Origin of the sequence: Streptomyces coeruleoprunus, from assembly GCF_039542925.1 — a bacterium.
Classification (GTDB): domain Bacteria; phylum Actinomycetota; class Actinomycetes; order Streptomycetales; family Streptomycetaceae; genus Streptomyces; species Streptomyces coeruleoprunus.
This window is the reverse complement of record NZ_BAABIT010000001.1, coordinates 2251408-2277226: the sequence shown is the minus strand read 5'-3', so window position 1 is coordinate 2277226 and position 25819 is coordinate 2251408. Positions and strand designations below refer to the sequence as shown.

Sequence of the window (25819 nt, the reverse complement as noted above, 5' to 3'; positions counted from 1 at the left end):
CCGGGAGCCTCCCCAACTGCCTGAGCAGCCTGCCTGAGCAGTATCGGCACGCTCCGGAACCGGCGCGCGACACCCCTCGCCTTTCCCAGGAGAGGGCCGAGCAGGGGGCCTCGGGCCGGACCCACGCACGTTATCTCTTCTCCCGCCGCACCCGGCGGGACCACCGCCCCGGCACGGTCCACACAGCAGGACCGAGGCCGGACAGCACAACCGGTCGCCGAGCCAGAAGGCCGACGTCCGCTCCAGGGAAGGACCCTTCGTGAGCGACACCACCGATCTGATGGGCGTGACTGCCGACAAGACTGTCGACAACCCCGCGCCCGCCGCAGGTGCTGCCACTGGCACCACCTCACGGCGCCGCCGCTCCGGCACCGGCCTCGAGGGCATGGTCCTGGCCGAGCTGCAGCAGGTCGCCTCCGGCCTCGGCATCAGGGGCACCGCGCGCATGCGCAAGAGCCAGCTGATCGAGGTCATCAAGGAAGCGCAGGCGGGAGGCGGCACGGCCGCGCCCAAGAGCGCCGACGCGGCCGCCGAGACCAAGCCCAAGCGGCGCACCACCTCCCGGGCCCGTACGGGCGACGAGGGCGCCGCCAAGGCCGCCGCGAAGACCGCGGAGGCCCCGGCCGAGAAGACCGCCCCGGCCGCCGCTGCCGCCCCCGCCGAGAAGGCCGTGGCCCAGCAGCAGATCGAGATCCCGGGCCAGCCCGCGAGTGACGACCAGGTCGTCCGCGAGCGCCGCCCCCGCCGCGCCACCGCCCCGGCCGGCAGCCCCGCCGCCGAGAGCGCCGCGGGTGACGTCCGTACGGAGGTCCGCACCGAGGCGCGTACGGACGTCCGCACCGAGGCACGGCCCGACGGCGCGCAGCCCGAGGCCAAGACCGCCGAGGCCGACACCGCCGAGGGCGGCCGCCGTGACCGTCGCGACCGCCGTGACCGGCAGCGCGACCGTGACCGCGACCGTGACCGCCGCGACCGCGGCAAGGGCGAGGAGCAGCAGCAGGGCGGCGGCCAGCGCCAGCAGCGCCAGGGCGGCCAGCAGGGCCAGGCCGGCCCGCAGGACGACTTCGACGACGAGCTGGGCGGCCGTCGCGGTCGCCGCGGCCGCTACCGCGACCGCCGTGGCCGCCGTGGCCGCGACGAGTTCGCCGGCGAGCCGCAGGTGTCCGAGGACGACGTCCTGATCCCCGTCGCGGGCATCCTGGACATCCTCGACAACTACGCGTTCATCCGGACCTCCGGCTACCTGCCCGGCCCGAACGACGTGTACGTGTCGCTGGCCCAGGTCCGCAAGTACGGCCTGCGCAAGGGTGACCACATCACCGGTGCGGTGCGCCAGCCGAAGGAGGGCGAGCGCCGCGAGAAGTTCAACGCGCTGGTCCGCCTGGACTCCGCCAACGGCATGGCGGCCGATTCCGGCCGTGGCCGTCCCGAGTTCAACAAGCTGACCCCGCTCTACCCGCAGGACCGCCTCCGCCTGGAGACGGACCCGGGCGTGCTGACCACCCGCATCATCGACCTGGTCTCGCCCATCGGTAAGGGCCAGCGCGGTCTGATCGTGGCCCCGCCGAAGACCGGCAAGACCATGATCATGCAGGCGATCGCCAACGCGATCACCCACAACAACCCCGAGTGCCACCTGATGGTCGTCCTCGTCGACGAGCGTCCGGAAGAGGTCACCGACATGCAGCGGTCGGTCAAGGGCGAGGTCATCTCCTCGACCTTCGACCGCCCGGCCGAGGACCACACCACGGTCGCCGAGCTGGCCATCGAGCGCGCCAAGCGCCTCGTCGAGCTGGGTCACGACGTGGTCGTCCTGCTCGACTCGATCACCCGCCTGGGCCGTGCGTACAACCTGGCGGCCCCGGCCTCCGGCCGCATCCTGTCCGGTGGTGTCGACTCGACCGCGCTGTACCCGCCGAAGCGCTTCTTCGGCGCCGCGCGGAACATCGAGGACGGCGGCTCGCTGACCATCCTGGCCACCGCGCTGGTCGACACCGGCTCGCGCATGGACGAGGTGATCTTCGAGGAGTTCAAGGGCACCGGCAACATGGAGCTGAAGCTCGACCGGAAGCTCGCGGACAAGCGCATCTTCCCGGCGGTGGACGTCGACGCGTCCGGCACCCGCAAGGAGGAGATCCTGCTCGGCAACGAGGAGCTGTCCATCGTCTGGAAGCTCCGCCGGGTGCTGCACGCGCTCGACCAGCAGCAGGCGATCGAGCTGCTGCTCGACAAGATGAAGCAGACGAAGTCGAACGCCGAGTTCCTGCTGCAGATCCAGAAGACGACCCCGTCGGCCGGCAACAACGACTGACGCCGTCTTCCCCGCAAGTACGCCGCCCGCCCCGCCACTTCGGTGACGGGGCGGGCGGCTTCGTACGGCGACGTAGCGCACGTCTCTCACAGGATCCTCATATCCCGCTGGTCAATCGGTGATTGACAGGCGTAACATCCACCCCATTGAGGTGGGGGGGATTTCCACCGTGCAGCACCCGCCTGGGCCGGGGGGCCCATTGAGCCGTGCTGCCCGTATGCCTGCTGTGCCCCACCGCGCAAACGATTCTTCCGGTGGGGCGGTCGCGCCCCGCCGGTCAACCCGAGAGGTTACGAGTGCAGGAACGCACCCGTGGTGGCCGGCACAAGCGCAGGATGAAGCTCGCGCTTCCGGCCGCGGCCGTAGTCACCGCACTGGTGGGTACGGGCATCGCGATCGCCGGATCGCAGTCCGCGGAGGCGGGCGAAGGCCTCCAGCTCACGATGGCCCAGGGCGGCAGCGCGTCCCAGCAGGAGCTGCGCGAGCGGCTCCTCAAGGCGATCCGGGCCGACAAGGAGAGCGACAGCAAGCTCGTCGAGCAGCCGGGCGGCGCCGAGGGCTCCTCGCAGGAGGCGTCCACGAGCCCGTCCACGAGCCCCTCCGAGGGCTCCGGCAGCAGCACGGCCGACAGCGGCAGCGCCAAGCCCTCCGCCCGCATCATCGGCGGCCAGGAGACCACCATCTCCACCGCCCCGTGGATGGCCCAGCTGCACTTCTGGGACGACCAGGGCGGCTACTTCTGCGGCGGCGCCGTCATCAGCCCGACGAAGATCGCCACCGCGGCGCACTGCGTCAAGGACATCAAGTGGTACTCGAACGGTGTCGTCGTCCTCGGCACCGACCAGCTGCCCACCGAGAACGCCGATGGCAGCCTCGACCTCCACGGCGGACGGATCCACGAGGTCAAGCGCCAGTGGAACCACCCCGGTTTCTCCTGGTACACCCTGGACAACGACGTCGCGATCCTCACCCTGACGACGCCGACGACCGTGCCGACGCTGCCGCTCGCTCAGCCGACCGACTCGGCGCTCTACCAGGCCGGCCTCGACGGCAAGGTGTACGGCTGGGGCCGCACCAGCTCCACCAACCCCGACAGCGCCTCCCAGACGCTGAAGGTCGCCGACGCCGACATCGTGTCCGACGCGTCGTGCCAGGCCGCCTACCCGGAGGCCACCGACACCGCCGCGAAGTTCGTCGCCGGCAACATGCTGTGCGCCGGTGCCCCTCCGACCGGTGACGACGCCACCACCGAGACCACCTGCAACGGTGACTCGGGCGGCCCGCTCGTCGTCGGCGGCAAGCTCGTCGGCGTCGTGTCGTGGGGTGACGTCGACTGCTCCGCGCAGGGCAAGTACGGCGTGTACGCCAAGGTGTCCACGTACTCCGCGACGCTCCAGGCCCGGGCCGACGACGCCAACTGGAACCGCGACCACACCGCGGACCTGCTGGCCCGCCGCACCTCCGACAACACGCTGTTCGGCTGGACGTCGAAGTACGCCTCCGGCAAGTGGACGGTCGCGCGGACCCACAACGTCGGCAACTTCGCCGGCAAGAACCTGGCCGTCCAGACGGACCTGAACCGCGACGACGTGCAGGACGTCCTGTACCGCCAGACCAACGGCGACGTGTACTGGAAGTACAGCTCCGCCACGCCGAAGCTGATCGCGCGCGGCTGGTCCGCGCACAAGCAGATCCTCGCCCCCGGTGACGTCACCGGCGACGAGCTGCCCGACATGGTCACGGTCGACTCGGCCGGCACCATGCGCGTCTACCCGGGCAAGGGCACCGGCGCCTTCGCCGCGCCCGTCACCGTGGGCTCCGGCTACGGCAGCTTCACGATGATGCGCGGCCACGGCGACTTCACCAACGACGGCAAGGCCGACATGTTCGCCCGCTACGCGGACGGCCGCACGTTCCTGTACAAGGGCACCGGCGTCGCCGCCCGCCCGTGGGCCGCGCCCGTCCTGGTCGCCAACTTCAGCGCCATGAACGCCATCGCCACCGTCGGCGACGTCAACAGCGACGGCCACGCCGACGTCCTGACCCGCGACAAGTACGGCAAGCTCTGGCTGTACCCGGGCAACGGCCGCGGCGGCTTCGGCACCCGGGTCGACTTCGGCACCGGCTGGCAGGCGTACAACCTCTTCGGCTGACGTCTCGCCCCCGTAATTCCCGCTGTGCCCACCGCGTTTCACGCGCGGTGGGCACAGCCCTTTTCCGGAACCTCTGGGAAAGCTCAGTTGCATGGACAGGGCCGGAAGCCGCGTGGTCCCATCGGCACACCAAGATCAGGTGGGGGGAACCACATGAAGAACGTGCTGATGAGAAGTGTTCTGGCGGGCTGTCTGGCGGTCGGCCTTTGGGGGACGTACGCGACCGAGGGCCGTCACGCCGGAAGCGCTCTGGACGCCGAGTACTTCGGGGGCAGCGGCACCCTCGGTTATCACCAGGCCGAAATCGGCCGCTCCTACTGGTACGCGATCCCGCTGTCGAGCAATCGGTCGGACGAGGAAGTGCACATCACCAAGGCGGAAATCCTCGATGTGCCCGCCGGAATCGAAGTCGTGGAATACCGCGCTTTCGAGATCGAGGAGAACGGCGCCAAGCCGATGTTCTTCATGGACGGCGAGTCCGGCATCCGGGCCGTGGCCGGCGGCGTGACCGTCCCCGCCGGGGACTGGTCCCGCCGGTTCTACGCGGCGCGTCTCCAGGTGACCGGAAAGATCCGCGACGACGTGGTGCGCTGCCGTTACGAGTACGAGAAGGGCGGCCGCACGTACACCCAGCTGCTCGGCTGCAATCTCGACCTCAAGGTCAGGGGGACCGTGCCCGCCCGGAAGGGGTGAATGCGATTCTCGCCACGTCCGGCTCCTGGCCGGAAAATGTCGCGCCCCGCGCGAAATGGCTGAAAACCGCAGGTGAGAGCCTTCCCGTGCCCGTCGTCCCCGTACGGCGGGCACGTCGCGTATGCACAGGGACCTCTCAGAAGCCTGTGCAACCCTTTCCGGCGGTTGCCCGTCTGACCGGGTGCCGTACGGCGGCCGGGGGTGTGGGTGACGACGAGAACCGAGGTGAGTATGGGCGAGCAGGAGACGGTCGGCCGAATACGCGGGCGCCGGCGCAACGGGTCACCGAGAAGACGCGCGTTGTCCGTCGTCGCCTGGTCCGTGGCCGCGCTCGTGGTCGTCGGCGGGGGCGGGGCGGGATTCGCCTACGTCAAGCTCAACGGCAACATCGAGACCGTCGACATCAACACCCAGCTCGGCGACAACCGGCCCGCGAACGTGGACAACGGCTCCATGGACATCCTCGTCCTCGGCTCCGACTCCCGCGCCGGCGCCAACGCGGAGTACGGCAGGGACGAGGGCGGCGCCCGCTCCGACACGGCGATGGTCGTCCACGTCTACGAGGGCCACAAGAAGGCCAGCGTCGTCTCCATCCCGCGCGACACCCTGATCACCCGCCCCGAGTGCACCGACGAGGACGGCAAGACCGTCCCCGCCGAGTACCGGGCGATGTTCAACACCGCGTACGAGGTCGGCGGCCCCGCCTGCGCGGTGAAGACCGTCGAGCACATGTCCGGCATCCGCATGGACCACTTCGTGGAGGTCGACTTCACCGGCTTCAAGAGGATCATCGACGAGCTCGGCGGTGTACGGATCACCACCACGCAGCCGATCCAGGACAAGAGCAGCCACCTCGACCTGGCCGCCGGGACGCACACCCTGGACGGCGAGCAGGCCCTCGGCCTGGTCCGCACCCGCAAGGGCGTCGGCGACCAGAGCGACCTCGGCCGCATCCAGCTCCAGCAGGCGTTCGTCAAGGCACTCCTGGACCAGGTCAAGCGCGTCGGCGTGTTCACCAGCCCGCAGAAGCTGTGGGGCCTCGCCGACAGCGCCACCAAGGCGATCCGGCCCGACTCCGAGCTGGACACCGTCAAGGAGCTGGCCGACTTCGCGGGCGGCCTGTCGGACCTCGGCGCCGACGACGTCCAGATGATCACCCTGCCGGTGCTGTACGACCAGGCCGACCCCAACCGGGTCGTCCCCCTCGACGTACAGGCGCAGCAGGTGTGGACCGCCTTCAAGCAGGACCAGCCCGTCCCGGCCTCCGCCACCAAGAACGCCGCGACCGGCGCGGCCGAGGGCGTCGTGAAGTAGCCGCGGAGACCGCGGGCGGCCCGGGGAATACCCTCGGGGCCACCCCGGTTTTGGGAGATACGGCCGGTCCTGGCAGACTGGTACGTCGGCCCCGGTTCACGCACCCGCAGCCCGCGCGTGCGACCCGGCGCCCTCCCGAAACTAGGAGACACCTTGAAGCGCGACATCCACCCCGAGTACGTCGAGACGCAGGTCAGCTGCACCTGTGGCGCGTCGTTCACCACCCGTAGCACGATCGAGGCCGGCACCATCCGTGCCGAGGTCTGCTCCGAGTGCCACCCGTTCTACACGGGCAAGCAGAAGATCCTCGACACCGGTGGCCGTGTGGCCCGCTTCGAGGCCCGCTTCGGCAAGGCTGCCGGCTCCGCCAAGAAGTAGCGAGCCACTGCGCCGGTCTCCGGCCGCCCCGTCGGGGGCGGCCGGGACCGGCGTTTGCCGTCTCCCGCAGCCCTTTCCCACGAAACCAGGAGCCACCCGATGTTCGAGGCGGTCGAGGAACTGGTCGGCGAACACGCCGACCTCGAGAAGAAGCTCGCCGACCCTTCGGTCCACGCCGACCAGGCGAACGCCCGGAAGCTGAACAAGCGCTACGCCGAGCTGACCCCGATCGTCGCCACGTACCGCTCCTGGAAGACGACCGGTGACGACATCGACACCGCCCGGGAGCTGGCCGCCGACGACCCCGACTTCGCCGCCGAGGTGAAGGAGCTGGAGAAGCGCCGCGAGGAGCTGACCGACAAGCTGCGGCTGCTGCTCGTCCCGCGCGACCCCAGCGACGACAAGGACGTCATCCTGGAGATCAAGGCGGGCGCGGGCGGCGACGAGTCCGCCCTGTTCGCCGGCGACCTGCTGCGGATGTACCTGCGGTACGCCGAGCGCGTCGGGTGGAAGACCGAGATCATCGACGCCACCGAGTCCGAGCTGGGCGGCTACAAGGACGTCCAGGTCGCCGTGAAGACCAAGGGCGGCCAGCCGGCCGAGCCCGGCCAGGGCGTGTGGGCGCGGCTCAAGTACGAGGGCGGCGTGCACCGCGTGCAGCGCGTGCCCGCGACCGAGTCGCAGGGCCGGATCCACACCTCCGCCGCCGGTGTCCTCGTCACGCCGGAGGCCGAGGAGATCGACGTCGAGATCAACCCGAACGACCTGCGCATCGACGTGTACCGGTCCTCCGGGCCCGGCGGCCAGTCCGTCAACACGACCGACTCCGCCGTCCGGATCACCCATCTGCCGACCGGTGTGGTCGCCTCCTGCCAGAACGAGAAGAGCCAGCTCCAGAACAAGGAGCAGGCCATGCGTATCCTGCGGTCCAGGCTCCTGGCCATGGCGCAGGAGGAAGCCGAGAAGGAGGCCGCCGACGCGCGCCGCAGCCAGGTGCGGACCGTCGACCGGTCGGAGAAGATCCGGACGTACAACTTCCCGGAGAACCGGATCTCCGACCACCGTGTCGGCTTCAAGGCGTACAACCTGGACCAGGTGCTCGACGGCGAGCTGGACGCGGTGATCCAGGCGTGCGTCGACGCCGACTCCGCCGCCAAGCTCGCCGCCGCCTGACACCCCGCCCCAGGTACGACCCCCAGCAGCCCGGAGGACCAGCGTGAACCTGCTGCTTGCCGAGGTGGCCCAGGCCACCCAGCGGCTGGCCGACGCCGGCGTGCCGTCACCGCGCTTCGACGCGGAGGAGCTCGCCGCGTTCGTCCACGGCGTCAAGCGGGGGGAGCTGCACAACGTCAAGGACGCGGACTTCGACGCCCGCTACTGGGAGGCCGTGGCCCGCCGCGAGGCCCGCGAGCCGCTCCAGCACATCACCGGGCGGGCGTTCTTCCGCTACCTGGAGCTGCAGGTGGGGCCGGGGGTGTTCGTACCGCGTCCGGAGACCGAGTCGGTCGTCGGCTGGGCCATAGACGCCGTGCGCGCCATGGACGTGGTCGAGCCGCTGATCGTCGACCTGTGCTCGGGGTCCGGGGCGATCGCCCTCGCGATGGCCCAGGAGGTGCCGCGCTCGCGGGTGCACGCCGTGGAGCTGTCCGAGGACGCCCTGAAGTGGACCCTGCGCAACGCCGAGGGCACCAGGGTCACCGTCCACCAGGGCGACGCGCTGACGGCGCTGCCGGAGCTGGACGGCCAGGTCGACCTGGTGATCTCCAACCCGCCGTACATCCCGCTCACCGAGTGGGAGTACGTGGCACCCGAGGCCCGCGACCACGATCCCGAGATGGCGCTGTTCTCCGGCGAGGACGGCCTCGACGTGATCCGCGGCATCGAGCGCACCGCCCACCGGCTGCTGCGGCCCGGTGGCCTCGTCGTCGTCGAGCACGCCGACACGCAGGGCGGGCAGGTGCCGTGGATCTTCAACGAGGAGGCCGGCTGGGCGGACGCCGCCGACCACCCCGACCTGAACAACCGCCCGCGCTTCGCGACCGCGCGCAAGGCGATGCCATGACGAAGAACGTGTACGAGGAGGCCCGCTGATGGCACGGCGATACGACTGCAACGACGCGACGGACCGTACGACGGGTCTGCGCGAGGCCGCGTCCGCCGTCCGCCGCGGCGAGCTGGTCGTGCTGCCCACCGACACCGTGTACGGGATCGGGGCGGACGCGTTCAGCCCGGAGGCCGTCGCCGATCTGCTGGAGGCCAAGGGGCGTGGCCGCAACATGCCGACGCCGGTGCTCATCGGCTCCCCGAACACCCTGCACGGCCTGGTCACCGACTTCTCGGAGCAGGCGTGGGAGCTGGTCGACGCGTTCTGGCCGGGGGCGCTGACGCTCGTCGCCCGCCACCAGCCGTCCCTCCAGTGGGACCTGGGCGACACGCGGGGCACGGTCGCGATCCGCATGCCGCTGCACCCCGTCGCCATCGAGCTGCTGACCGAGGTCGGCCCCATGGCGGTCTCCTCCGCGAACCTGACCGGCCACCCGGCGCCCGAGGACTGCGACGCCGCGCAGGGCATGCTCGGCGACTCCGTGTCCGTGTACCTGGACGGCGGCCCGACGCCGGGCATCGTGCCGTCCTCGATCGTGGACGTGACCGGCCGGGTGCCGGTCCTGCTCCGGGCCGGTGCCGTGTCCGTGGAGGAGCTGCGCAAGGTCGTACCTGACCTCGAGGTGGCCAATTGACCGCCCCTGAGGGGCGTGGCATAGGCACGGAGAGCACGTTCCGCATCCTCCACGTCAGCACCGGCAACGTCTGCCGCTCGCCGATCACCGAGCGGCTGACCCGCCATGCCCTGCGCGACCGCCTCGGTGACCCGACGGGCGGCGGCCTGATCGTGGAGAGCGCCGGCACCTGGGGCCACGAGGGTGCCCCCATGGAGGCCAACGCCGAGACGGTCCTCGCCGACTTCGGCGCGGACGCCAGCGGCTTCGTGGGCCGCGAGCTGATCGACGACCACGTCATCCGCGCCGACCTGGTCCTCACGGCGACCCGCGACCACCGCGCCCAGGTCATCTCGATGGGCCACAGCGCGGGCCTGCGCACCTTCACCCTGAAGGAGTTCACCCGCCTCGTCCGGGCCATAGACCCGGCGACGCTCCCCGATCCGGAGGCCGAGGGTGTGGTTGTTCGGGCGCGGGCGCTGGTGCATGCGGCGGCGGCGTTGCGTGGCTGGTTGTTGGCGCCCAGTGTGGAGGCGGACGAGGTGAATGATCCGTACGGGGCGCCGATCACGTTCTTCCGCTCGATCGGCGAGGAGATCCACCAGGCACTGGACCCGGTGGTGACGGCGCTGACGGGGGTCTCTGCGCGGCGGTGACCGCCCGGTCCGCCCGCGCGGCTGTGCCGGCGGGCAGGTGCCGGGGGCCGGGCCTACATTGGAGGCACGGGGCACGTCCACGCCTGGAGCCACTCATGCCGGTCACCGCTGGAGTCGAGGACGCGCGGACGCGCGCGCACGGGGAGGACGCCGACGACGTCCTGCGGCGGCAGGACCCCGAGATCGCCGACGTGCTGGCGGGGGAGGCGCGCCGCCAGAGCGACAGCCTCCAGCTGATCGCCGCCGAGAACTTCGTCTCGCCCGCCGTGCTCGCCGCGCTCGGCTCGCCGCTCGCCAACAAGTACGCCGAGGGCTATCCGGGCCGTCGCCACCACGGCGGGTGCGAGTACGCGGACGCCGCCGAGCGCCTGGCCGTCGAGCGGGCGCGTACGCTGTTCGGCGCCGAGCACGCCAACGTACAGGCGCACTCCGGGTCCTCCGCCGTCCTCGCGGCGTACGCGGCGCTGCTGCGTCCCGGGGACACCGTCCTCGCCATGGGCCTCGCCCACGGCGGGCACCTCACGCACGGCTCACCCGCCAACTTCTCCGGCCGGTGGTTCACCTTCGTCCCGTACGGCGTCGACGCCGAGAGCGGGCTCATCGACTACGCCCAGGTGCGTGACCTCGCCCACCAGCACCGCCCCAAGGCCATCGTGTGCGGCTCGATCTCGTACCCCCGGCACATCGACTACGCCGAGTTCCGGGAGATCGCCGACGAGGTCGGCGCCGCGCTGATCGCCGACGCGGCCCATCCGATCGGCCTCGTCGCCGGCGGCGCCGCCCCCAGCCCCGTACCGCACGCCGACGTCGTGTGCGCCACGACGCACAAGGTGCTGCGCGGGCCGCGCGGCGGCATGATCCTGTGCGGACAGGAGCTGGCCGAGCGGATCGATCGGGCGGTGTTCCCGTTCACGCAGGGCGGCGCCCAGATGCACACCATCGCCGCGAAGGCCGTCGCGTTCGGCGAGGCGGCGACCCCCGTGTTCCACGCGTACGCCCATCGGGTGGTCGCCAACGCCCGCGTCCTCGCCGAGGCGCTCGGGCGGCACGGCTTCACGATCACCACCGGCGGCACGGACACGCATCTGATCACCGCAGACCCCGGCCCCCACAGCGTCGACGGACGCACCGCACGCGCCCGCCTCGCGGCCGCGGGGATGGTCCTGGACACCTGCGCCCTGCCGTACGGCGACGGCCGCGGCATCCGCTTCGGGACCGCCGCGGTGACCACCCAGGGCATGGGCGCCCCGGAGATGGAGCGGATCGCCGTCCTGTTCGCGGCAGCCGTACGGGGCGAGGACGAGGCCCGCGCCGTACGCGCCGAGGTGCGTGAACTCGCCGAGCGATTTCCACCGTATCGGGGGTAGACGCACCCACCTGCAACCGTGCGCCGCTCTCCGGTGTCCTCCACCACATGGGCGGCGGGACTAGGGTGTGGGGCTGAGATGGCCAGCGATTCCTCTGGGGCAGCCCGTGCGTGACTACCTGCTGACGCTCTGCATCACGGCCGCGGTGACCTATCTGCTCACCGGGCCGGTGCGGAAGTTCGCCATCGCGGCCGGAGCCATGCCGGAGATCCGCGCCCGCGACGTGCACCGCGAGCCCACACCGCGGCTCGGCGGTATCGCCATGTTCTTCGGCCTGTGCGCGGGCCTCCTCGTCGCCGACCACCTGGACCGGCTCAACAGCGTCTTCGCGCTGTCCAACGAGCCGCGCGCGCTGCTCTCCGGCGCGGCCCTGATCTGGCTGATCGGCGTCCTCGACGACAAGTTCGAGATCGACGCGCTGATCAAGCTCGGCGGCCAGATGATCGCCGCGGGCGTGATGGTCATGCAGGGTCTGACGATCCTCTGGCTGCCCATCCCCGGCATCGGCACGGTCGGCCTGACGCAGTGGCAGGGCACGCTCCTGACGGTGGCCCTGGTCGTCCTGACCATCAACGCCGTGAACTTCGTCGACGGCCTCGACGGCCTCGCCTCCGGCATGGTCTGCATCGCCGCGGCCGCCTTCTTCCTCTATGCCTACCGGATCTGGTTCGGGTACGGCATCGAGGCCGCCGCCCCGGCGACGCTGTTCGCGGCCGTGCTGATGGGCATGTGCCTGGGCTTCCTGCCGCACAACATGCACCCGGCGCGCATCTTCATGGGCGACTCCGGCTCGATGCTCATCGGCCTGGTGCTGGCCGCGTCCGCCATCTCGATCACGGGCCAGGTCGACCCCGACGCGCTGAAGATCTTCGAGGGCTCGACCCGCCAGGCCACGCACGCCGCGCTGCCGGTCTTCATCCCGCTGCTGCTGCCGCTGACGATCATCGCCATCCCGATGGCGGACCTCGTCCTGGCCATCGTGCGCCGCACCTGGAACGGCCAGTCGCCGTTCGCCGCCGACCGCGGCCACCTCCACCACCGGCTGCTGGAGATCGGCCACTCGCACAGCCGCGCCGTCCTGATCATGTACTTCTGGTCCGCGCTGATCGCCTTCGGCACGCTGACCTACTCCGTGCACTCCGCGTCCATGTGGATCGTGCTGCCGATCGTGGCGCTGAGCGCCGTCGGCCTGGTCCTGCTGCTCCTGCCGCGCTTCCACCCGCGCGCGCCCCGCTGGGCCGAGTCGTTCGTGCCGCCGCGCTACCGGCGCCGCAAGGTGGCGCCGGCCCGGACGCAGCTCGTCCGCGTCGACGGCGTGGAGGGCGTCGACGGCGTCGACGGAGCGGAGCCCGCGGAGGAGCCCGTGCGGATCCCCGCCGGAGTCAACGGGGCGACCGCCATCGGGGCCCGTTCGCACCTCCCCGAACGGCGGAAGGCCGGAACGTCGCGTTGACGAAACGGCCGTCGGGGCTCATTAGCAGACAAAGGGTCGCGCTGTCCTGCACACACGCGCAGGGTCACTCTCATGTGTGAGAGTCAGCACACCTCCGGGTAAAGACCTCTTCAAATAGTTTGTGATACCGTTCACGAGACCCGGCGACAGTGCCGAAGGGCCCTAGTGCGATGGCCCGTTGGCTTCGAGACCTGCCTCGAACCGGGCTTACGCTCGTCCATGACGACACCACTGCCCCCACCAGTAAGCGGAGATGCCGCCATGCCGTCCAATGACGTCCGCACCCTCCTTCAGGCTGCCGTACCCACCGCTGCCGCCGGCGCCGTCGCCGCCGTGGTCAGCGCCGTGGTGGCGGGCGGCGAAGGGGCGGTCGGCGCGCTCATCGCGACGGGCGTGGTCATCGTCTTCATGGGGGCGGGGCTGGTCATCCTGCAGCGTGTGGCCAAGACGCTCCCGCAGCTGTTCCAGGCCATGGGCCTGATGCTCTACGCGGCTCAGCTGCTGCTGTTGTTCGTCTTCGTCGCCGTCTTCAAGGACACGACGCTGTTCCACCCCAAGGCCTTCGCGATCTCGCTGGTCGCGCTGACCCTGATCTGGATCTCCGCGCAGACCCGAGCGCACATGAAGGCCAAGATCTTTTACGTCGATCCCGACGCTTCCGGCTCCGAAAAGCCCGGAAGCAAGGGGTCGAAGCCGTGAAAGGTAGGGGCGGTATAAGTGCGGGTTCGCGATCCTGCTATCGTCCGGTGCCAACTGCGGCATCGCGGGCGCGGGCATTCGAGCTGACGCCTGCCCATTCGCGAGGCTTGATGCCCCCCAGCCGCCCCAACATCCGTAAGACCAGTCCAGTGCCGACCCGCGGCTGCGCGCCGCGCCGACACAACGAGGTTGCCGTACCTATGCCCCACGCTGAAGGAGCCCGCGGTGAGTGCTGACCCGACTCAGGTGCTCGCTTTCGAGACCGACTGCCACATCTTCTCCGGATGCGGCTTCCCGGGCCCGGGCCTGCACTCGTTCCTGTTCGAGCCGCTCTGGGGCAACGCCGATGGCAACGGCCTCTACTTCAACAAGGTCATGCTGCTGGCCCTGCTCGGCAGCATCATCATCGTGGGCTTCTTCTGGGCCGCGTTCGCCAAGCCGAAGGTCGTTCCCGGCAAGCTCCAGATGGTGGCCGAGGCGGGTTACGACTTCGTCCGCCGCGGGATCGTCTACGAGACCCTCGGGAAGAAGGAGGGCGAGAAGTACGTCCCTCTGATGGTCTCGATCTTCTTCTTCGTCTGGATGATGAACCTCTGGTCCATCGTCCCGCTCGCGCAGTTCCCCGTGACCTCGATCATCGCCTACCCCGCCGCGCTCGCCGGGCTGGTGTACGTCCTCTGGATGGGCCTGACGGTCAAGAAGCACGGCGTCGTCGGCTGGTTCAAGAACGTCACCGGCTACGACAAGTCCCTCGGCGCCGTCCTGCCGCTGGTGATGGCCATCGAGTTCCTCTCGAACGTGATCCTGCGGCCGTTCACCCACGCCGTGCGACTCTTCGCGAACATGTTCGCCGGTCACACCCTGCTGCTGCTCTTCACCATCGCCAGCTGGTACCTGCTGAACGGCATCGGCATCGCCTACGCCGGCGTCAGCTTCATCATGACGATCGTCATGACCGCCTTCGAGCTCTTCGTCCAGGCCGTTCAGGCGTACGTCTTCGTTCTGCTGGCCTGCACCTACATCCAGGGTGCGCTCGTCGACCACCACTGATCCTCGCGCCCACCGCCCCCCAACGTCCGGTGGCCAACCCCCACCGGTCCTGAAAGAGAAGGAAGAACTGGCATGTCCCAGACCCTTGCTGCCGTCGAAGGTTCCCTCAGCTCCGTCGGTTACGGCCTCGCGGCCATCGGCCCCGGCGTCGGCGTCGGCATCATCTTCGGCAACGGCACGCAGGCCCTGGCCCGTCAGCCCGAGGCTGCCGGTCTGATCCGCGCCAACCAGATCCTCGGCTTCGCCTTCTGTGAGGCGCTCGCCCTCATCGGCATGGTCATGCCGTTCGTCTACTCCTGATTCCGAGTAGCGACGACCAGCCTCTTTAGACGAAAGGCACTGATGTGAACCTCGCCATGATCCTGGCGCAAGAGGGTGAGAAGGAGAATCCTCTCATCCCGCCGTGGCCTGAGGTGGTCATCGGTCTGATCGCCTTTGTCATCGTCTTCGGTTTTCTCGCCAAGAAGCTCCTCCCGAACATCAACAAGGTTCTGGAGGAGCGCCGCGAGGCCATCGAGGGTGGCATCGAGAAGGCCGAGGCGGCTCAGATCGAGGCCCAGAGTGTGCTCGAGCAGTACAGGGCTCAGCTCGCCGAGGCTCGCCACGAAGCCGCCCGCCTGCGCCAGGAGGCACAGGAGCAGGGCACCGCGATCATCCAGGAGATGAAGGCGGAAGGCCAGCGCCAGCGCGAAGAGATCATCGCCGCCGGCCACGCGCAGATCGAGGCCGACCGCAAGGCCGCGGCCACCGCTCTGCGCCAGGACGTCGGCAAGCTCGCCACCGACCTGGCCGGCAAGCTGGTCGGCGAGTCCCTCGAGGACGTCGCCCGCCAGAGCCGCACGATCGACCGCTTCCTCGACGAGCTCGAGGAGAAGGCCGAGGCCGCCCGATGAACGGAGCGAGCCGCGAGGCACTGGCTGCCGCGCGCGAGCGCCTCGACGCGCTGACCGACAACACGTCGGTCGACGCGGCGAAGCTCGCCGACGAGCTGGCCGCCGTCACCGCGCTGCTCGACCGCGAGGTGTCGCTGCGTCGGGTCCTGACCGACCCGGCGCAGGCCGGCGAGGCCAAGGCCGAGCTCGCCACGCGACTGCTGAGCGGTCAGGTGGGCGGCGAGACCGTCGACCTGGTCTCCGGCATGGTCCGTTCCCGCTGGTCCCAGTCGCGCGACCTGGTCGACGCGATCGAGGAGCTGGCGGACACCGCGGACCTCACCGCGGCCCAGAAGGCCGGCACGCTCGACGACGTCGAGGACGAGCTGTTCCGGTTCGCCCGGATCACCGCCTCCACGCCGGACCTGCGCGCCGCGCTCACCGACCGGGCCGCGACGGCCACCGCCAAGGGCGAGCTGCTCCGCAGCCTCCTGGGCGGCCGTGCCACCCCGGGCACCGAGCGACTGATCGTCCGCCTCGTGACGCACCCGCGGGGACGTAGCCTGGAGGCGGGACTCGAGTCCCTGTCCAAGCTCGCCGCGGCGCGCCGGGACCGGATGGTCGCGGTCGTCACCTCGGCGGTGCCGCTCACCGACCAGCAGAAGCAGCGCCTCGGCGCCGTGCTGGCGAAGCTGTACGGCCGCCAGATGCACCTCAACCTCGACGTGGACCCGGCGGTCCTCGGCGGGATCCAGGTGCGGGTCGGCGACGAGGTCGTCAACGGCACGATCGCGAGCCGCCTCGCCGAGGCGACCCGGCGACTGGCCGACTGACCGGCGCGGACCAGGTCACCAAACTCAAAAAGCGTTACCTACGGCCCGGTTGGGCCGTGCACAGGATGCAGAAGTTCTGGGGGGAGCCCCCAGATCCCCCCAAGGAAACTTCGGGCCCAACAAGGAGAGCAGGGAACCCAGATGGCGGAGCTCACGATCCGGCCGGAGGAGATCCGGGACGCGCTGGAGAACTTCGTCCAGTCGTACAAGCCGGACGCGGCCTCGCGCGAGGAGGTCGGCACTGTCAGCCTTGCCGGCGACGGCATCGCTAAGGTCGAGGGCCTGCCCTCGACCATGGCCAACGAGCTGCTGAAGTTCGAGGACGGCACCCTCGGCCTCGCCCTCAACCTCGAGGAGCGCGAGATCGGTGCCATTGTCCTCGGTGAGTTCAGCGGCATCGAGGAGGGCCAGCCGGTCCAGCGCACCGGCGAGGTCCTGTCCGTCGCCGTCGGCGAGGGCTACCTGGGTCGCGTCGTCGACCCGCTCGGCAACCCGATCGACGGCCTCGGCGAGATCGAGACGTCCGGCCGCCGCGCCCTCGAGCTGCAGGCCCCCACGGTCATGCAGCGCAAGTCGGTGCACGAGCCGATGGAGACCGGCTACAAGGCCGTCGACGCCATGACCCCGATCGGCCGTGGTCAGCGCCAGCTGATCATCGGTGACCGTCAGACCGGCAAGACCGCCCTGGCCGTCGACACGATCATCAACCAGCGCGACAACTGGCGCACCGGCGACCCGAAGAAGCAGGTCCGCTGCATCTACGTCGCCATCGGCCAGAAGGGCTCCACCATCGCCTCCGTCCGGGGTGCGCTGGAGGAGGCCGGTGCCCTGGAGTACACGACCATCGTCGCCGCCCCGGCGTCCGACCCGGCCGGCTTCAAGTACCTGGCGCCCTACACCGGCTCCGCCATCGGTCAGCAGTGGATGTACGAGGGCAAGCACGTCCTGATCATCTTCGACGACCTGTCGAAGCAGGCCGACGCCTACCGTGCCGTCTCGCTGCTGCTGCGCCGCCCGCCGGGCCGTGAGGCCTACCCGGGTGACGTCTTCTACCTGCACTCCCGTCTCCTGGAGCGCTGCGCCAAGCTCTCCGACGACATGGGTGCCGGCTCGATGACCGGTCTGCCGATCGTCGAGACCAAGGCCAACGACGTCTCGGCGTTCATCCCGACCAACGTCATCTCCATCACCGACGGCCAGTGCTTCCTGGAGTCCGACCTGTTCAACGCCGGTCAGCGCCCGGCCCTGAACGTCGGTATCTCCGTGTCGCGTGTCGGTGGCTCCGCCCAGCACAAGGCGATGCGCCAGGTCTCCGGCCGTCTCCGCGTGGACCTCGCCCAGTACCGCGAGCTGGAGGCGTTCGCCGCCTTCGGTTCCGACCTGGACGCCGCGTCGAAGGCCGCCCTGGAGCGCGGTAAGCGCATGGTCGAGCTGCTGAAGCAGCCGCAGTACGACCCGATGGCCACGGAGAACCAGGTCGTCTCGGTCTGGGCCGGCACCAACGGCAAGATGGACGACGTCCCGGTCGAGGACATCCGCCGCTTCGAGAAGGAGCTGCTGGACTTCCTGCACCGCGAGCACAAGTCGCTCATGACCTCGATCCGCGAAGGCGGAAAGATGTCGGACGACACGCTGCAGAAGATCGCGGACTGCATCGCCGACTTCAAGAAGCAGTTCGAGACGTCGGACGGCAAGCTGCTCGGCGAGGACGCCCCGGCCGCCGTCAACGTCTCGAAGTGACGACGGAAGGGACCTGACTCATGGGAGCCCAGCTCCGGGTCTACAAGCGTCGTATCAAGTCGGTCACCGCGACGAAGAAGATCACCAAGGCGATGGAGATGATCTCCGCCTCGCGCATCGTCAAGGCGCAGCGCAAGGTGGCGGCCTCCACGCCGTACGCGACCGAGCTGACCCGCGCGGTCACGGCGGTGGCGACCGGCTCGAACACCAAGCACCCGCTGACCACGGAGGCGGACAACCCGACCCGTGCCGCGGTCCTGCTCCTCACGAGCGACCGCGGCCTGGCCGGAGGCTACTCCTCCAACGCCATCAAGACGGCGGCCAAGCTCACCGAGCGGCTCCGTGGCGAGGGCAAGGCGGTCGACACGTACATCGTCGGCCGCAAGGGTGTCGCCTACTACAGCTTCCGTGAGATGGCGATCGCCGACTCGTGGACCGGCTTCACCGACAACCCGTCGTACGCGGACGCCAAGAACATCGCGGCTCCGCTGATCGAGGCGATCGGGAAGGACACGGCGGAGGGCGGTGTGGACGAGATCCACATCGTGTTCACCGAGTTCGTGTCGATGCTGACGCAGACGCCGGTCGACGACCGGCTGCTGCCGCTCAGCCTCTCCGAGGCCGAGGCCGGCGAGGGCGCGAAGGCGGAGCTGCTGCCGCTGTTCGAGTTCGAGCCGTCGGCGGAGGACGTCCTGGACGCCCTTCTGCCCCGGTACGTCGAGAGCCGTATCTACAACGCCCTGCTCCAGGCCGCGGCCTCCGAGCACGCCTCCCGGCGCAAGGCGATGAAGTCGGCGACCGACAACGCGGGTGAACTGATCAACACGTACACCCGTCTTGCCAACCAGGCCCGCCAGGCCGAAATCACCCAGGAAATCAGCGAGATCGTCGGTGGCGCGAGCGCCCTGGCCGACGCGACCGCGGGGAGTGACTACTAATGACCACCACTGTTGAGACGGCCACGGCGACGGGCCGCGTCGCGCGGGTCATCGGCCCGGTCGTCGACGTGGAGTTCCCCGTCGACGCGATGCCGGAGATCTACAACGCGCTGACCGTCGAGGTCCCGGACCCGGCGACCCCCGGCTCCACCAAGACGCTGACCCTCGAGGTCGCCCAGCACCTCGGTGAGGGCCTTGTCCGCGCGATCTCGATGAACCCCACCGACGGCCTGGTCCGCCAGGCCCCGGTGACCGACACCGGTGAGGGCATCACCGTGCCGGTCGGCGACTTCACCAAGGGCAAGGTGTTCAACACCCTCGGTGAGGTGCTGAACGAGCCCGAGGCCAACGGCCAGGAGACCGAGCGCTGGGCGATCCACCGCAAGGCCCCGAAGTTCGAGGACCTCGAGTCGAAGACCGAGATGTTCGAGACCGGCCTCAAGGTCGTCGACCTGCTCACCCCGTACGTCAAGGGTGGAAAGATCGGTCTGTTCGGTGGCGCCGGTGTCGGCAAGACCGTTCTGATCCAGGAAATGATCATGCGTGTGGCGAAGCTGCACGAGGGCGTTTCCGTGTTCGCCGGCGTCGGTGAGCGTACGCGTGAGGGCAACGACCTCATCCAGGAGATGGAGGAGTCCGGCGTCCTCGACAAGACCGCGCTGGTCTTCGGTCAGATGGACGAGCCCCCGGGCACCCGTCTGCGCGTCGCCCTGGCCGGTCTGACCATGGCGGAGTACTTCCGCGATGTGCAGAAGCAGGACGTGCTCTTCTTCATCGACAACATCTTCCGGTTCACCCAGGCCGGTTCCGAGGTGTCCACCCTGCTCGGCCGTATGCCGTCCGCGGTGGGTTACCAGCCGAACCTGGCGGACGAGATGGGTCTGCTGCAGGAGCGCATCACCTCGACGCGTGGTCACTCGATCACCTCGATGCAGGCGATCTACGTCCCCGCGGACGACCTGACCGACCCGGCCCCGGCCACCACCTTCGCCCACCTCGACGCGACGACGGTTCTCTCCCGTCCGATCTCCGAGAAGGGCATCTACCCGGCCGTGGACCCGCTGGACTCCACGTCCCGCATCCTGGACCCGCGGTACATCTCGCAGGACCACTACCAGGCCGCCATGCGCGTCAAGGGGATCCTGCAGAAGTACAAGGACCTCCAGGACATCATCGCGATCCTCGGTATCGACGAGCTGGGCGAGGAGGACAAGCTGGTCGTCCACCGTGCCCGTCGTGTCGAGCGCTTCCTGTCCCAGAACACCCACGCGGCGAAGCAGTTCACCGGCGTGGACGGTTCGGACGTTCCGCTCGACGAGTCGATCGCCGCGTTCAACGCGATCTGCGACGGTGAGTTCGACCACTTCCCGGAGCAGGCGTTCTTCATGTGCGGTGGTCTCGAGGACCTCAAGAAGAACGCGAAGGAACTGGGCGTTTCCTGAGCGCAGTGACTGGTGAAGGGGGCGGGTCCGTCCCGCCCCCTTCCGCTGCACCACCCGGTCTAGGCGTTTCGACGCCGACGGCCCTACTAGACTTGTGAACCAACACCCGGCGATACGGCCGGGTGGTGACCCGAGGAGCCACCCTTGGCTGCTGAGCTGCACGTCGAGCTGGTCGCCGCGGACCGGAGTGTCTGGTCCGGCGAGGCCACCCTGGTCATCGCGCGCACCACGTCCGGCGACATCGGCGTCATGCCCGGCCACCAGCCGCTGCTCGGTGTGCTGGAGTCGGGCCCGGTGACCATCCGTACGAGCGATGGTGGAACGGTCGTCGCGGCCGTGCACGGCGGTTTCATCTCGTTCGCGGACAACAAGCTGTCGCTGCTCGCGGAGATCGCCGAGCTGGCGGATGAGATCGACACCCAGCGTGCCGAGCGCGCGCTGGAGCGTGCGAAGTCGGAGTCGGACGCCGCCGCCGAGCGGCGCGCCGAGATCCGGCTGCGTGCGGTGGCGGCGCACTAGCGCTCCGCCACCGGTGAACGTCGCCGGCCGCCCCGTACCCGGGGTGGCGCGGCACCCCTCAGCCGCGGCTCGGGCTGGATGTCTCCAGACCGGGCCGCGGCTGAGGCGATGCAGGTGCAGGTTGTATTCCGTTACGGGACGATGCGAGGAGGTCGGTGGAGATGTTCCTCGCTCTGCTGGTGAGCGCACTGGTCGTCGCACTGGTGGTGATCGGGCTCTTCGTCTTCGGCCTGCGCCGGCGCCTCATCCAGCGCTCCGGCGGCACTTTCGACTGCAGCCTGCGCTGGAACGTTCCGGAGGAGGGCGACCCCTCCGGCAAGGGCTGGATCTACGGCGTCGCCCGCTACAGCGGTGATCAGATCGCCTGGTTCCGCGTCTTCTCGTACGCGCCGCGGCCGCGTCGCATCCTGGAGCGCTCCGCCATCGAGGTGCTCGCGCGCCGGATGCCGGAGGGCGAGGAGGAGCTGGCGCTGCTGTCGGACGCCGTGGTGCTGGGCTGTCTGCACCGGGGGACCCGACTGGAGCTGGCGATGAGCGAGGACGCTCTCACCGGCTTTCTCGCATGGCTGGAGGCGGCGCCTCCGGGGCAGAGGGTGAACGTCGCCTGAGGATTTCCCGCACATGCGTCGAGCCGCACCTTACGGTGCGGCTCGACGTCGTTCGGGGGTGTTTACCGCAGGCCGCTGTTGATCGCGGCCACCAGCTCACCGTTGCCGGTGTCGCCGCTGAACTCCCAGAAGAACGCTCCGCCCAGGCCCTGGTTCTTGGCCCAGGCCATCTTGGACGTGATCGTCGTCGGGGTGTCGTAGCTCCACCAGTTGGTGCCGCAGTGCGCGTAGGCGGTGCCGGCGACCGTGCCGTTGGCCGGGCAGGAGTTCTTGAGGACCTTGTAGTCCTCGATGCCCTGCTCGTACGTGCCGGCCGCGGGGCCGGTGGCGGTGCCGCCCGGCTCCTTCTGGGTCACGCCGGTCCAGCCGCGCCCGTAGAAGCCGATGCCGAGCAGCAGCTTCGCGGAGGGCACGCCCTTGGCCTTGAGCTTGGCGATGGCCTCGGCGGAGTTGAAGCCCGCCTGCGGGATGCCGGGGTACGAGGTGAGCGGGGAGTGCGGGGCCGTCGGGCCCTTGGCGGCCCAGGCGCCGAAGAAGTCGTACGTCATCACGTTGTACCAGTCGGCGTACTGCGCGGCCGGGCCGTAGTCGGCGGCGTCGATCTTGCCGCCGGCTGAGGCGTCGGCGGTGATGGCCGCGGTGACCAGGTTGTTCGGGCCGAACTTGGCGCGCATCGCCTTCATCATGGTGGCGAAGGCGGCCGGGCCGCTGGTGTCACAGGACAGACCGCAGGCGTTGGGGTACTCCCAGTCGAGGTCGATGCCGTCGAAGACATCGGCCCAGCGCGGGTCCTCGACCAGGTCGTAGCAGGACTGCGCGAAGGCGGCCGGGTTCTGTACGGCCTGCGGGAAGCCGCCGGACCAGGTCCAGCCGCCGAACGACCACAGCACCTTGATGTGCGGGTACTTGGCCTTCAGCTTGCGCAGCTGGTTGAAGTTGCCGCGCAGCGGCTGGTCCCAGGTGTCGGGGACGCCGTCCACGGACTGGTCGGCGGTGTACGCCTTGTCGTAGTCGGCGTAGGCGTCGCCGATGGTGCACTTGCCGCCCTGGACGTTGCCGAAGGCGTAGTTGATGTGCGTGATCTTCTCGGCGGAGCCGGACGTCACCAGGTTCTTGACGTGGTAGTTGCGTCCGTAGACGCCCCAGTTGGTGAAGTAGCCCAGCTTGACCGTGGAGGACGGGCCGGGGCCGGGGCCGGTGCCGCCGGTGGTGCGGACCGCGACGGAGCCGCCGGCGGGGCCCGTCTGGTCGGCGGTGTCGCGGGCCTGGACGCTGTACGTGTAGTCGGTGCCGGCGGTCAGGCCGGTGTCCGTGTACGTCAGGCCGGTGACCGTGGCGACCTTGGCGCCGCCGCGCAGGACGTCGTAGTTCTTGACGCCCTTGTCGTCGGTGGCGGCGGTCCAGGTGAGCTTCACCGAGGTGTCGGTGATGCCGGACGCGGTCGGGGTGCCGGGTGCGGAGGGCGGGTTGTCGCCGGGGAGGCTGCCGCCGTCGCAGGACCCGCCGTTCAGCTTGCAGCCGGAGGGGGAGCCGGTGCCGGTGCCGTTGAACCCGAAGGAGACGGAGGCGCCGGGGGCGAGGGTGCCGTTCCAGCTCTTGTTCTTGGCGGTCCAGTGGGTGCCGCTGCCGGTGACGTCGGCGTCCCAGGCGGAGGTCACGGAGGTGCCGGAGGGGAAGTCCCACTCGACGGTCCAGGAGCTGAGGGTGGTGGTGCCGGTGTTCTTCACCGTCCACTTGCCCTCGAAGCCACTGCCCCAGTCGGAGACCTTGGTGTACGTGGCGGTCGCCGAGGCGGCGGCCTCGGCGGGGGAGGCGAGGCCGACCATGGCGGCCAGGGGGAGCAACAGGGCGGTCAGTCCGGCCGTGGCTCTGGCCCGGAATCTCGATCTGCGCGGAAGTGCTTGAGTGCTCGTGCTCAACGGTGCTCCTCAAGTTGCGGACGGACAAGGTGGGGGTCCGTGCGTCATGAAGGGTGCGCGCCGTGAGCGTAGGAAGGTCTGGACCAATCGTCAAGAGGTCCAGACCACCCGTCGAAGGTGTGCGGTCAGACGTTCAACTCCCGCGCGAGCACGGCCGCTTGCGCCCTGCTGCGCAGACCGAGCTTCCCCAGCAGGCGGCTGACGTGGGTCTTCACCGTCGCCTCCGCCATGTCCAGACGGCGCGCGACCTCCGCGTTCGACAGCCCCTCGCCCAGGCAGGACAGCACCTCGCGCTCGCGCCGCGTCAGCGGGTCCAGTACGGCGGGATCGGGCCCGCCCGGCGCCGGGTGGCCGGGCTTCGGCGCGGCGAACTCGGCGATCAGCCGCCGGGTCACCGCCGGCGCGATCAGGCCCTCGCCGCGCGCCACCGTCCGTACCGCCTCGACCAGGTCCCGCGCCTCGGTGTTCTTCAGCAGGAACCCGGCGGCCCCCGCCCGCAGCGCGCCGAAGACGTACTCGTCCAGGTCGAACGTGGTCAGCACCAGCACGTCCGCCAGCGACTCGGCCACCACCTGGCGGGTCGCCGACACGCCGTCCAGCAGGGGCATCTGAACGTCCATCAGTACCAGGTCCGGGCGCAGCTCGCGGGCCAGCCGCACGGCCTCCTCGCCGTCGCCCGCCTCGCCCACCACCTCGATGTCCGGGGCACTGCGCAGGATGAGGACGAGACCGGCCCGTACGGCCCGCTGGTCCTCCGCCACCAGTACGCGGATCCGCGCCGACCCCGCTGTTCCTGTCATGCCGACGGCTCCTTGTCGTCCTCCGCCACGGGCAGCACCGCGTGCACCCGCCAGATCTTGTGCCCGTGCTCCGGCACCGGCCCCGCCTCGAACCGCCCGCCCAGCAGGGCCACCCGCTCCTCCATCCCGACCAGCCCCGCCCCCGAGCCGGGCACCCTCGGTCCGGGCGCCCCGTTGCCGAACGGACTGGTCACCCGTACGGTCAGCGCCTCGTCCGTTCGCTCCAGGACGACGGCGACACAGCCAGGGTCCGCGTGCTTGAGCGCGTTCGTCAGGGACTCCTGCACGATCCGGTACGCGGCCAGCTCCACCGGCGCCGGCAGCGCCGGGTCGTCCTGCGGGCGGCGGTCGGCCAGCGTGAACGTCAGCTCGCTCGCCGCGCCGTTCACCTCGGCGTGCCGCACCAGCGCGGCGAGGCCCGCGAGCGTGGGGGCGGCGGCGGGCTCCTCGTGGCCGGCACTGTCCCGGAGCAGGCCGATCAGCCGGCGCATCTCCGCCAGGCCCTCGACGCTGTTCTCCCGGATCACCCCCAGCGCGTCGCGATTCGTCTGCGGGTCGTCGAGCGACAGCGCGGCGGTGGAGTGGATGGCGATCGCCGACAGATGCCCGGCGACCATGTCGTGCAGTTCGCGCGCCATCCGGGCCCGCTCGGCCACCACCGCCTGCGTACGGTCCATCTCGGCCAGCAGGGCCGTCTGCTCCGCGCGCAGCCGCGCCATGTCGGCGGCCTGCCGGTGGTTGCGGACCACGGCGCCGGTGGTGGCGGGCACGAACGAGACCAGGCCGGTGACCACGCCGAGGAGCAGCGCCCACGGCTCGCGGAACCAGGCCAGCGCTCCGAGGCCCACACCGATGGTGATCAGCCCGGTGGTGACCGGGATCCGCCGGGCGGAGGCGGGCGTGCCGTACACGACGGACGCGTACACCAGGTCCGTGAACATCAGGACCGTCGCGAGGTTCCCCCGGGTCAGCTGGTCCGCGACGACCGCCACCGTACCGACGGTGATCGCCGTGCGGGGCATCGTCCGACGCACGAACTCCAGCGACGTCACGACGAGCAGCGGCACCAGGGGCAGCCACGACGCGTCGAACACGCTGTGCCGCGTGCCCTGGCTGAACAGGCCGAGGGACCACAGCAGCAGACCGCCGGCCAGCCCCGTGGCAGCCAGGAAGAGGTCGTCGCGGTGGGGCCGGGGGAGTGTCACGGGTCCATCCAACACGGTGCCGGGCACGGGATCCTCCCCGCCCGGGGTGAGCCGGGACTACATCGAAGGATGCAGTGCGGATTCGTCACGGGCGACGACGTACCGGGGCGGCGGCGCGGCCAGGCTGGAGGGGAGCGGAAGAAGGGACGGGG

General features: G+C 70.1%; 24 protein-coding genes. 21 read left to right on the top strand and 3 right to left on the bottom strand.

Features of this window, described 5'->3' with window-relative positions; translation table 11 throughout:
• Positions 1-259 precede the first annotated feature (259 nt).
• From rho to ABEB09_RS09480, 21 genes are all read left to right on the top strand, one after another.
• Entirely contained in the window at positions 260-2311 is a 2052-nt protein-coding gene (gene rho, locus ABEB09_RS09580; protein ID WP_345689081.1) for a transcription termination factor Rho, read from the top strand.
• A gap of 335 nt (positions 2312-2646) precedes the next feature.
• Entirely contained in the window at positions 2647-4464 is a 1818-nt protein-coding gene (locus ABEB09_RS09575) for a trypsin-like serine protease (RefSeq protein WP_345689079.1), read from the top strand.
• Between the two features lie 168 nt (positions 4465-4632).
• Positions 4633-5157 carry a hypothetical protein gene (locus tag ABEB09_RS09570; RefSeq protein WP_345689077.1) on the top strand — a complete coding sequence of 175 codons (525 nt, stop codon included), beginning with the start codon at positions 4633-4635 and terminating at the stop codon, positions 5155-5157.
• Positions 5158-5388: 231 nt separating this feature from the next.
• Positions 5389-6471, top strand: a complete 1083-nt coding sequence (locus ABEB09_RS09565) for an LCP family protein (RefSeq protein ID WP_345689075.1) — start codon at positions 5389-5391, stop codon at positions 6469-6471.
• A 153-nt stretch (positions 6472-6624) separates the two neighbouring features.
• A complete protein-coding gene (rpmE, locus tag ABEB09_RS09560) occupies positions 6625-6849 on the top strand; it encodes a 50S ribosomal protein L31 (RefSeq protein WP_149181220.1) in 225 nt (74 codons plus the stop codon).
• 99 nt (positions 6850-6948) lie between these two features.
• Entirely contained in the window at positions 6949-8022 is a 1074-nt protein-coding gene (gene prfA / locus ABEB09_RS09555) for a peptide chain release factor 1 (RefSeq protein ID WP_345689072.1), read from the top strand.
• A gap of 43 nt (positions 8023-8065) precedes the next feature.
• On the top strand, positions 8066-8911 hold the full coding sequence (gene prmC / locus ABEB09_RS09550) for a peptide chain release factor N(5)-glutamine methyltransferase (RefSeq protein WP_345689070.1): 846 nt from the start codon (positions 8066-8068) through the stop codon (positions 8909-8911).
• Between the two features lie 28 nt (positions 8912-8939).
• Entirely contained in the window at positions 8940-9587 is a 648-nt protein-coding gene (locus tag ABEB09_RS09545; RefSeq protein WP_345689068.1) for an L-threonylcarbamoyladenylate synthase, read from the top strand.
• A complete protein-coding gene (locus ABEB09_RS09540) occupies positions 9584-10222 on the top strand; it encodes an arsenate reductase/protein-tyrosine-phosphatase family protein (protein WP_345689067.1) in 639 nt (212 codons plus the stop codon). Before ABEB09_RS09545 ends, ABEB09_RS09540 begins: the two co-directional genes overlap by 4 nt.
• A 95-nt stretch (positions 10223-10317) precedes the next feature.
• Complete coding sequence (locus ABEB09_RS09535) at positions 10318-11589, top strand: serine hydroxymethyltransferase (protein ID WP_345689065.1); 1272 nt, start codon at positions 10318-10320, stop codon at positions 11587-11589.
• A 106-nt stretch (positions 11590-11695) separates the two neighbouring features.
• The gene (locus ABEB09_RS09530) at positions 11696-13042 is read left to right on the top strand and encodes an MraY family glycosyltransferase (RefSeq protein ID WP_345689063.1); all 1347 of its coding nucleotides are present in this window, start codon (positions 11696-11698) and stop codon (positions 13040-13042) included.
• A gap of 261 nt (positions 13043-13303) precedes the next feature.
• Positions 13304-13741: a Cg1360 family ATP-synthase-associated protein gene (locus ABEB09_RS09525; RefSeq protein ID WP_345689061.1), complete on the top strand. Its 438-nt coding sequence runs from the start codon at positions 13304-13306 to the stop codon at positions 13739-13741.
• Positions 13742-13951: 210 nt separating this feature from the next.
• Entirely contained in the window at positions 13952-14791 is an 840-nt protein-coding gene (atpB, locus tag ABEB09_RS09520) for a F0F1 ATP synthase subunit A (protein ID WP_345693886.1), read from the top strand.
• Positions 14792-14863: 72 nt separating this feature from the next.
• Positions 14864-15091 (top strand): ATP synthase subunit c family protein, encoded by a 228-nt coding sequence (locus tag ABEB09_RS09515; RefSeq protein WP_084896118.1) that lies wholly within the window; start codon positions 14864-14866, stop codon positions 15089-15091.
• 56 nt (positions 15092-15147) lie between these two features.
• The gene (locus ABEB09_RS09510) at positions 15148-15684 is read left to right on the top strand and encodes a F0F1 ATP synthase subunit B (RefSeq protein WP_380840672.1); all 537 of its coding nucleotides are present in this window, start codon (positions 15148-15150) and stop codon (positions 15682-15684) included.
• The gene (locus ABEB09_RS09505; RefSeq protein ID WP_345689056.1) at positions 15681-16496 is read left to right on the top strand and encodes a F0F1 ATP synthase subunit delta; all 816 of its coding nucleotides are present in this window, start codon (positions 15681-15683) and stop codon (positions 16494-16496) included. Before ABEB09_RS09510 ends, ABEB09_RS09505 begins: the two co-directional genes overlap by 4 nt.
• A 141-nt stretch (positions 16497-16637) precedes the next feature.
• A complete protein-coding gene (gene atpA, locus ABEB09_RS09500; protein ID WP_345689054.1) occupies positions 16638-18236 on the top strand; it encodes a F0F1 ATP synthase subunit alpha in 1599 nt (532 codons plus the stop codon).
• Between the two features lie 20 nt (positions 18237-18256).
• A complete protein-coding gene (locus tag ABEB09_RS09495) occupies positions 18257-19174 on the top strand; it encodes a F0F1 ATP synthase subunit gamma (RefSeq protein WP_345689052.1) in 918 nt (305 codons plus the stop codon).
• Positions 19174-20616, top strand: coding sequence for a F0F1 ATP synthase subunit beta (atpD, locus tag ABEB09_RS09490; RefSeq protein ID WP_345689050.1), 1443 nt, complete (start codon positions 19174-19176; stop codon positions 20614-20616). Before ABEB09_RS09495 ends, atpD begins: the two co-directional genes overlap by 1 nt.
• A gap of 144 nt (positions 20617-20760) precedes the next feature.
• Entirely contained in the window at positions 20761-21135 is a 375-nt protein-coding gene (locus ABEB09_RS09485) for a F0F1 ATP synthase subunit epsilon (protein ID WP_345689048.1), read from the top strand.
• Between the two features lie 161 nt (positions 21136-21296).
• On the top strand, positions 21297-21743 hold the full coding sequence (locus ABEB09_RS09480; RefSeq protein WP_345689046.1) for a DUF2550 domain-containing protein: 447 nt from the start codon (positions 21297-21299) through the stop codon (positions 21741-21743).
• A 62-nt stretch (positions 21744-21805) separates the two neighbouring features.
• Here the strand turns inward: ABEB09_RS09480 and ABEB09_RS09475 are convergent, their stop codons facing one another.
• The 3 genes from ABEB09_RS09475 to ABEB09_RS09465 form a co-directional block, all read right to left on the bottom strand.
• Positions 21806-23662, bottom strand: coding sequence for a glycosyl hydrolase family 18 protein (locus ABEB09_RS09475; protein WP_380840631.1), 1857 nt, complete (start codon positions 23660-23662; stop codon positions 21806-21808).
• A 125-nt stretch (positions 23663-23787) separates the two neighbouring features.
• Positions 23788-24462: a response regulator gene (locus tag ABEB09_RS09470; protein WP_345689044.1), complete on the bottom strand. Its 675-nt coding sequence runs from the start codon at positions 24460-24462 to the stop codon at positions 23788-23790.
• The gene (locus ABEB09_RS09465) at positions 24459-25667 is read right to left on the bottom strand and encodes a sensor histidine kinase (RefSeq protein WP_345689042.1); all 1209 of its coding nucleotides are present in this window, start codon (positions 25665-25667) and stop codon (positions 24459-24461) included. Before ABEB09_RS09465 ends, ABEB09_RS09470 begins: the two co-directional genes overlap by 4 nt.
• Positions 25668-25819 lie beyond the last annotated feature (152 nt).

Bases quoted from the DNA above. Each gene is read 5' to 3' on its own strand.
- ABEB09_RS09535 (WP_345689065.1), top strand. From the start codon at position 10,318: ATGCCGGTCACCGCTGGAGTCGAGGACGCGCGGACGCGCGCGCACGGG.
- ABEB09_RS09570 (WP_345689077.1), top strand. From the start codon at position 4,633: ATGAGAAGTGTTCTGGCGGGCTGTCTGGCGGTCGGCCTTTGGGGGACG.
- ABEB09_RS09565 (WP_345689075.1), top strand. From the start codon at position 5,389: ATGGGCGAGCAGGAGACGGTCGGCCGAATACGCGGGCGCCGGCGCAAC.
- atpD (WP_345689050.1), top strand. From the start codon at position 19,174: ATGACCACCACTGTTGAGACGGCCACGGCGACGGGCCGCGTCGCGCGG.
- ABEB09_RS09495 (WP_345689052.1), top strand. From the start codon at position 18,257: ATGGGAGCCCAGCTCCGGGTCTACAAGCGTCGTATCAAGTCGGTCACC.
- ABEB09_RS09470 (WP_345689044.1), bottom strand. From the start codon at position 24,462: ATGACAGGAACAGCGGGGTCGGCGCGGATCCGCGTACTGGTGGCGGAG.
- ABEB09_RS09480 (WP_345689046.1), top strand. From the start codon at position 21,297: ATGTTCCTCGCTCTGCTGGTGAGCGCACTGGTCGTCGCACTGGTGGTG.
- ABEB09_RS09510 (WP_380840672.1), top strand. From the start codon at position 15,148: ATGATCCTGGCGCAAGAGGGTGAGAAGGAGAATCCTCTCATCCCGCCG.
- ABEB09_RS09505 (WP_345689056.1), top strand. From the start codon at position 15,681: ATGAACGGAGCGAGCCGCGAGGCACTGGCTGCCGCGCGCGAGCGCCTC.
- ABEB09_RS09525 (WP_345689061.1), top strand. From the start codon at position 13,304: ATGCCGTCCAATGACGTCCGCACCCTCCTTCAGGCTGCCGTACCCACC.
- prfA (WP_345689072.1), top strand. From the start codon at position 6,949: ATGTTCGAGGCGGTCGAGGAACTGGTCGGCGAACACGCCGACCTCGAG.
- ABEB09_RS09545 (WP_345689068.1), top strand. From the start codon at position 8,940: ATGGCACGGCGATACGACTGCAACGACGCGACGGACCGTACGACGGGT.
- ABEB09_RS09575 (WP_345689079.1), top strand. From the start codon at position 2,647: ATGAAGCTCGCGCTTCCGGCCGCGGCCGTAGTCACCGCACTGGTGGGT.
- ABEB09_RS09515 (WP_084896118.1), top strand. From the start codon at position 14,864: ATGTCCCAGACCCTTGCTGCCGTCGAAGGTTCCCTCAGCTCCGTCGGT.
- atpA (WP_345689054.1), top strand. From the start codon at position 16,638: ATGGCGGAGCTCACGATCCGGCCGGAGGAGATCCGGGACGCGCTGGAG.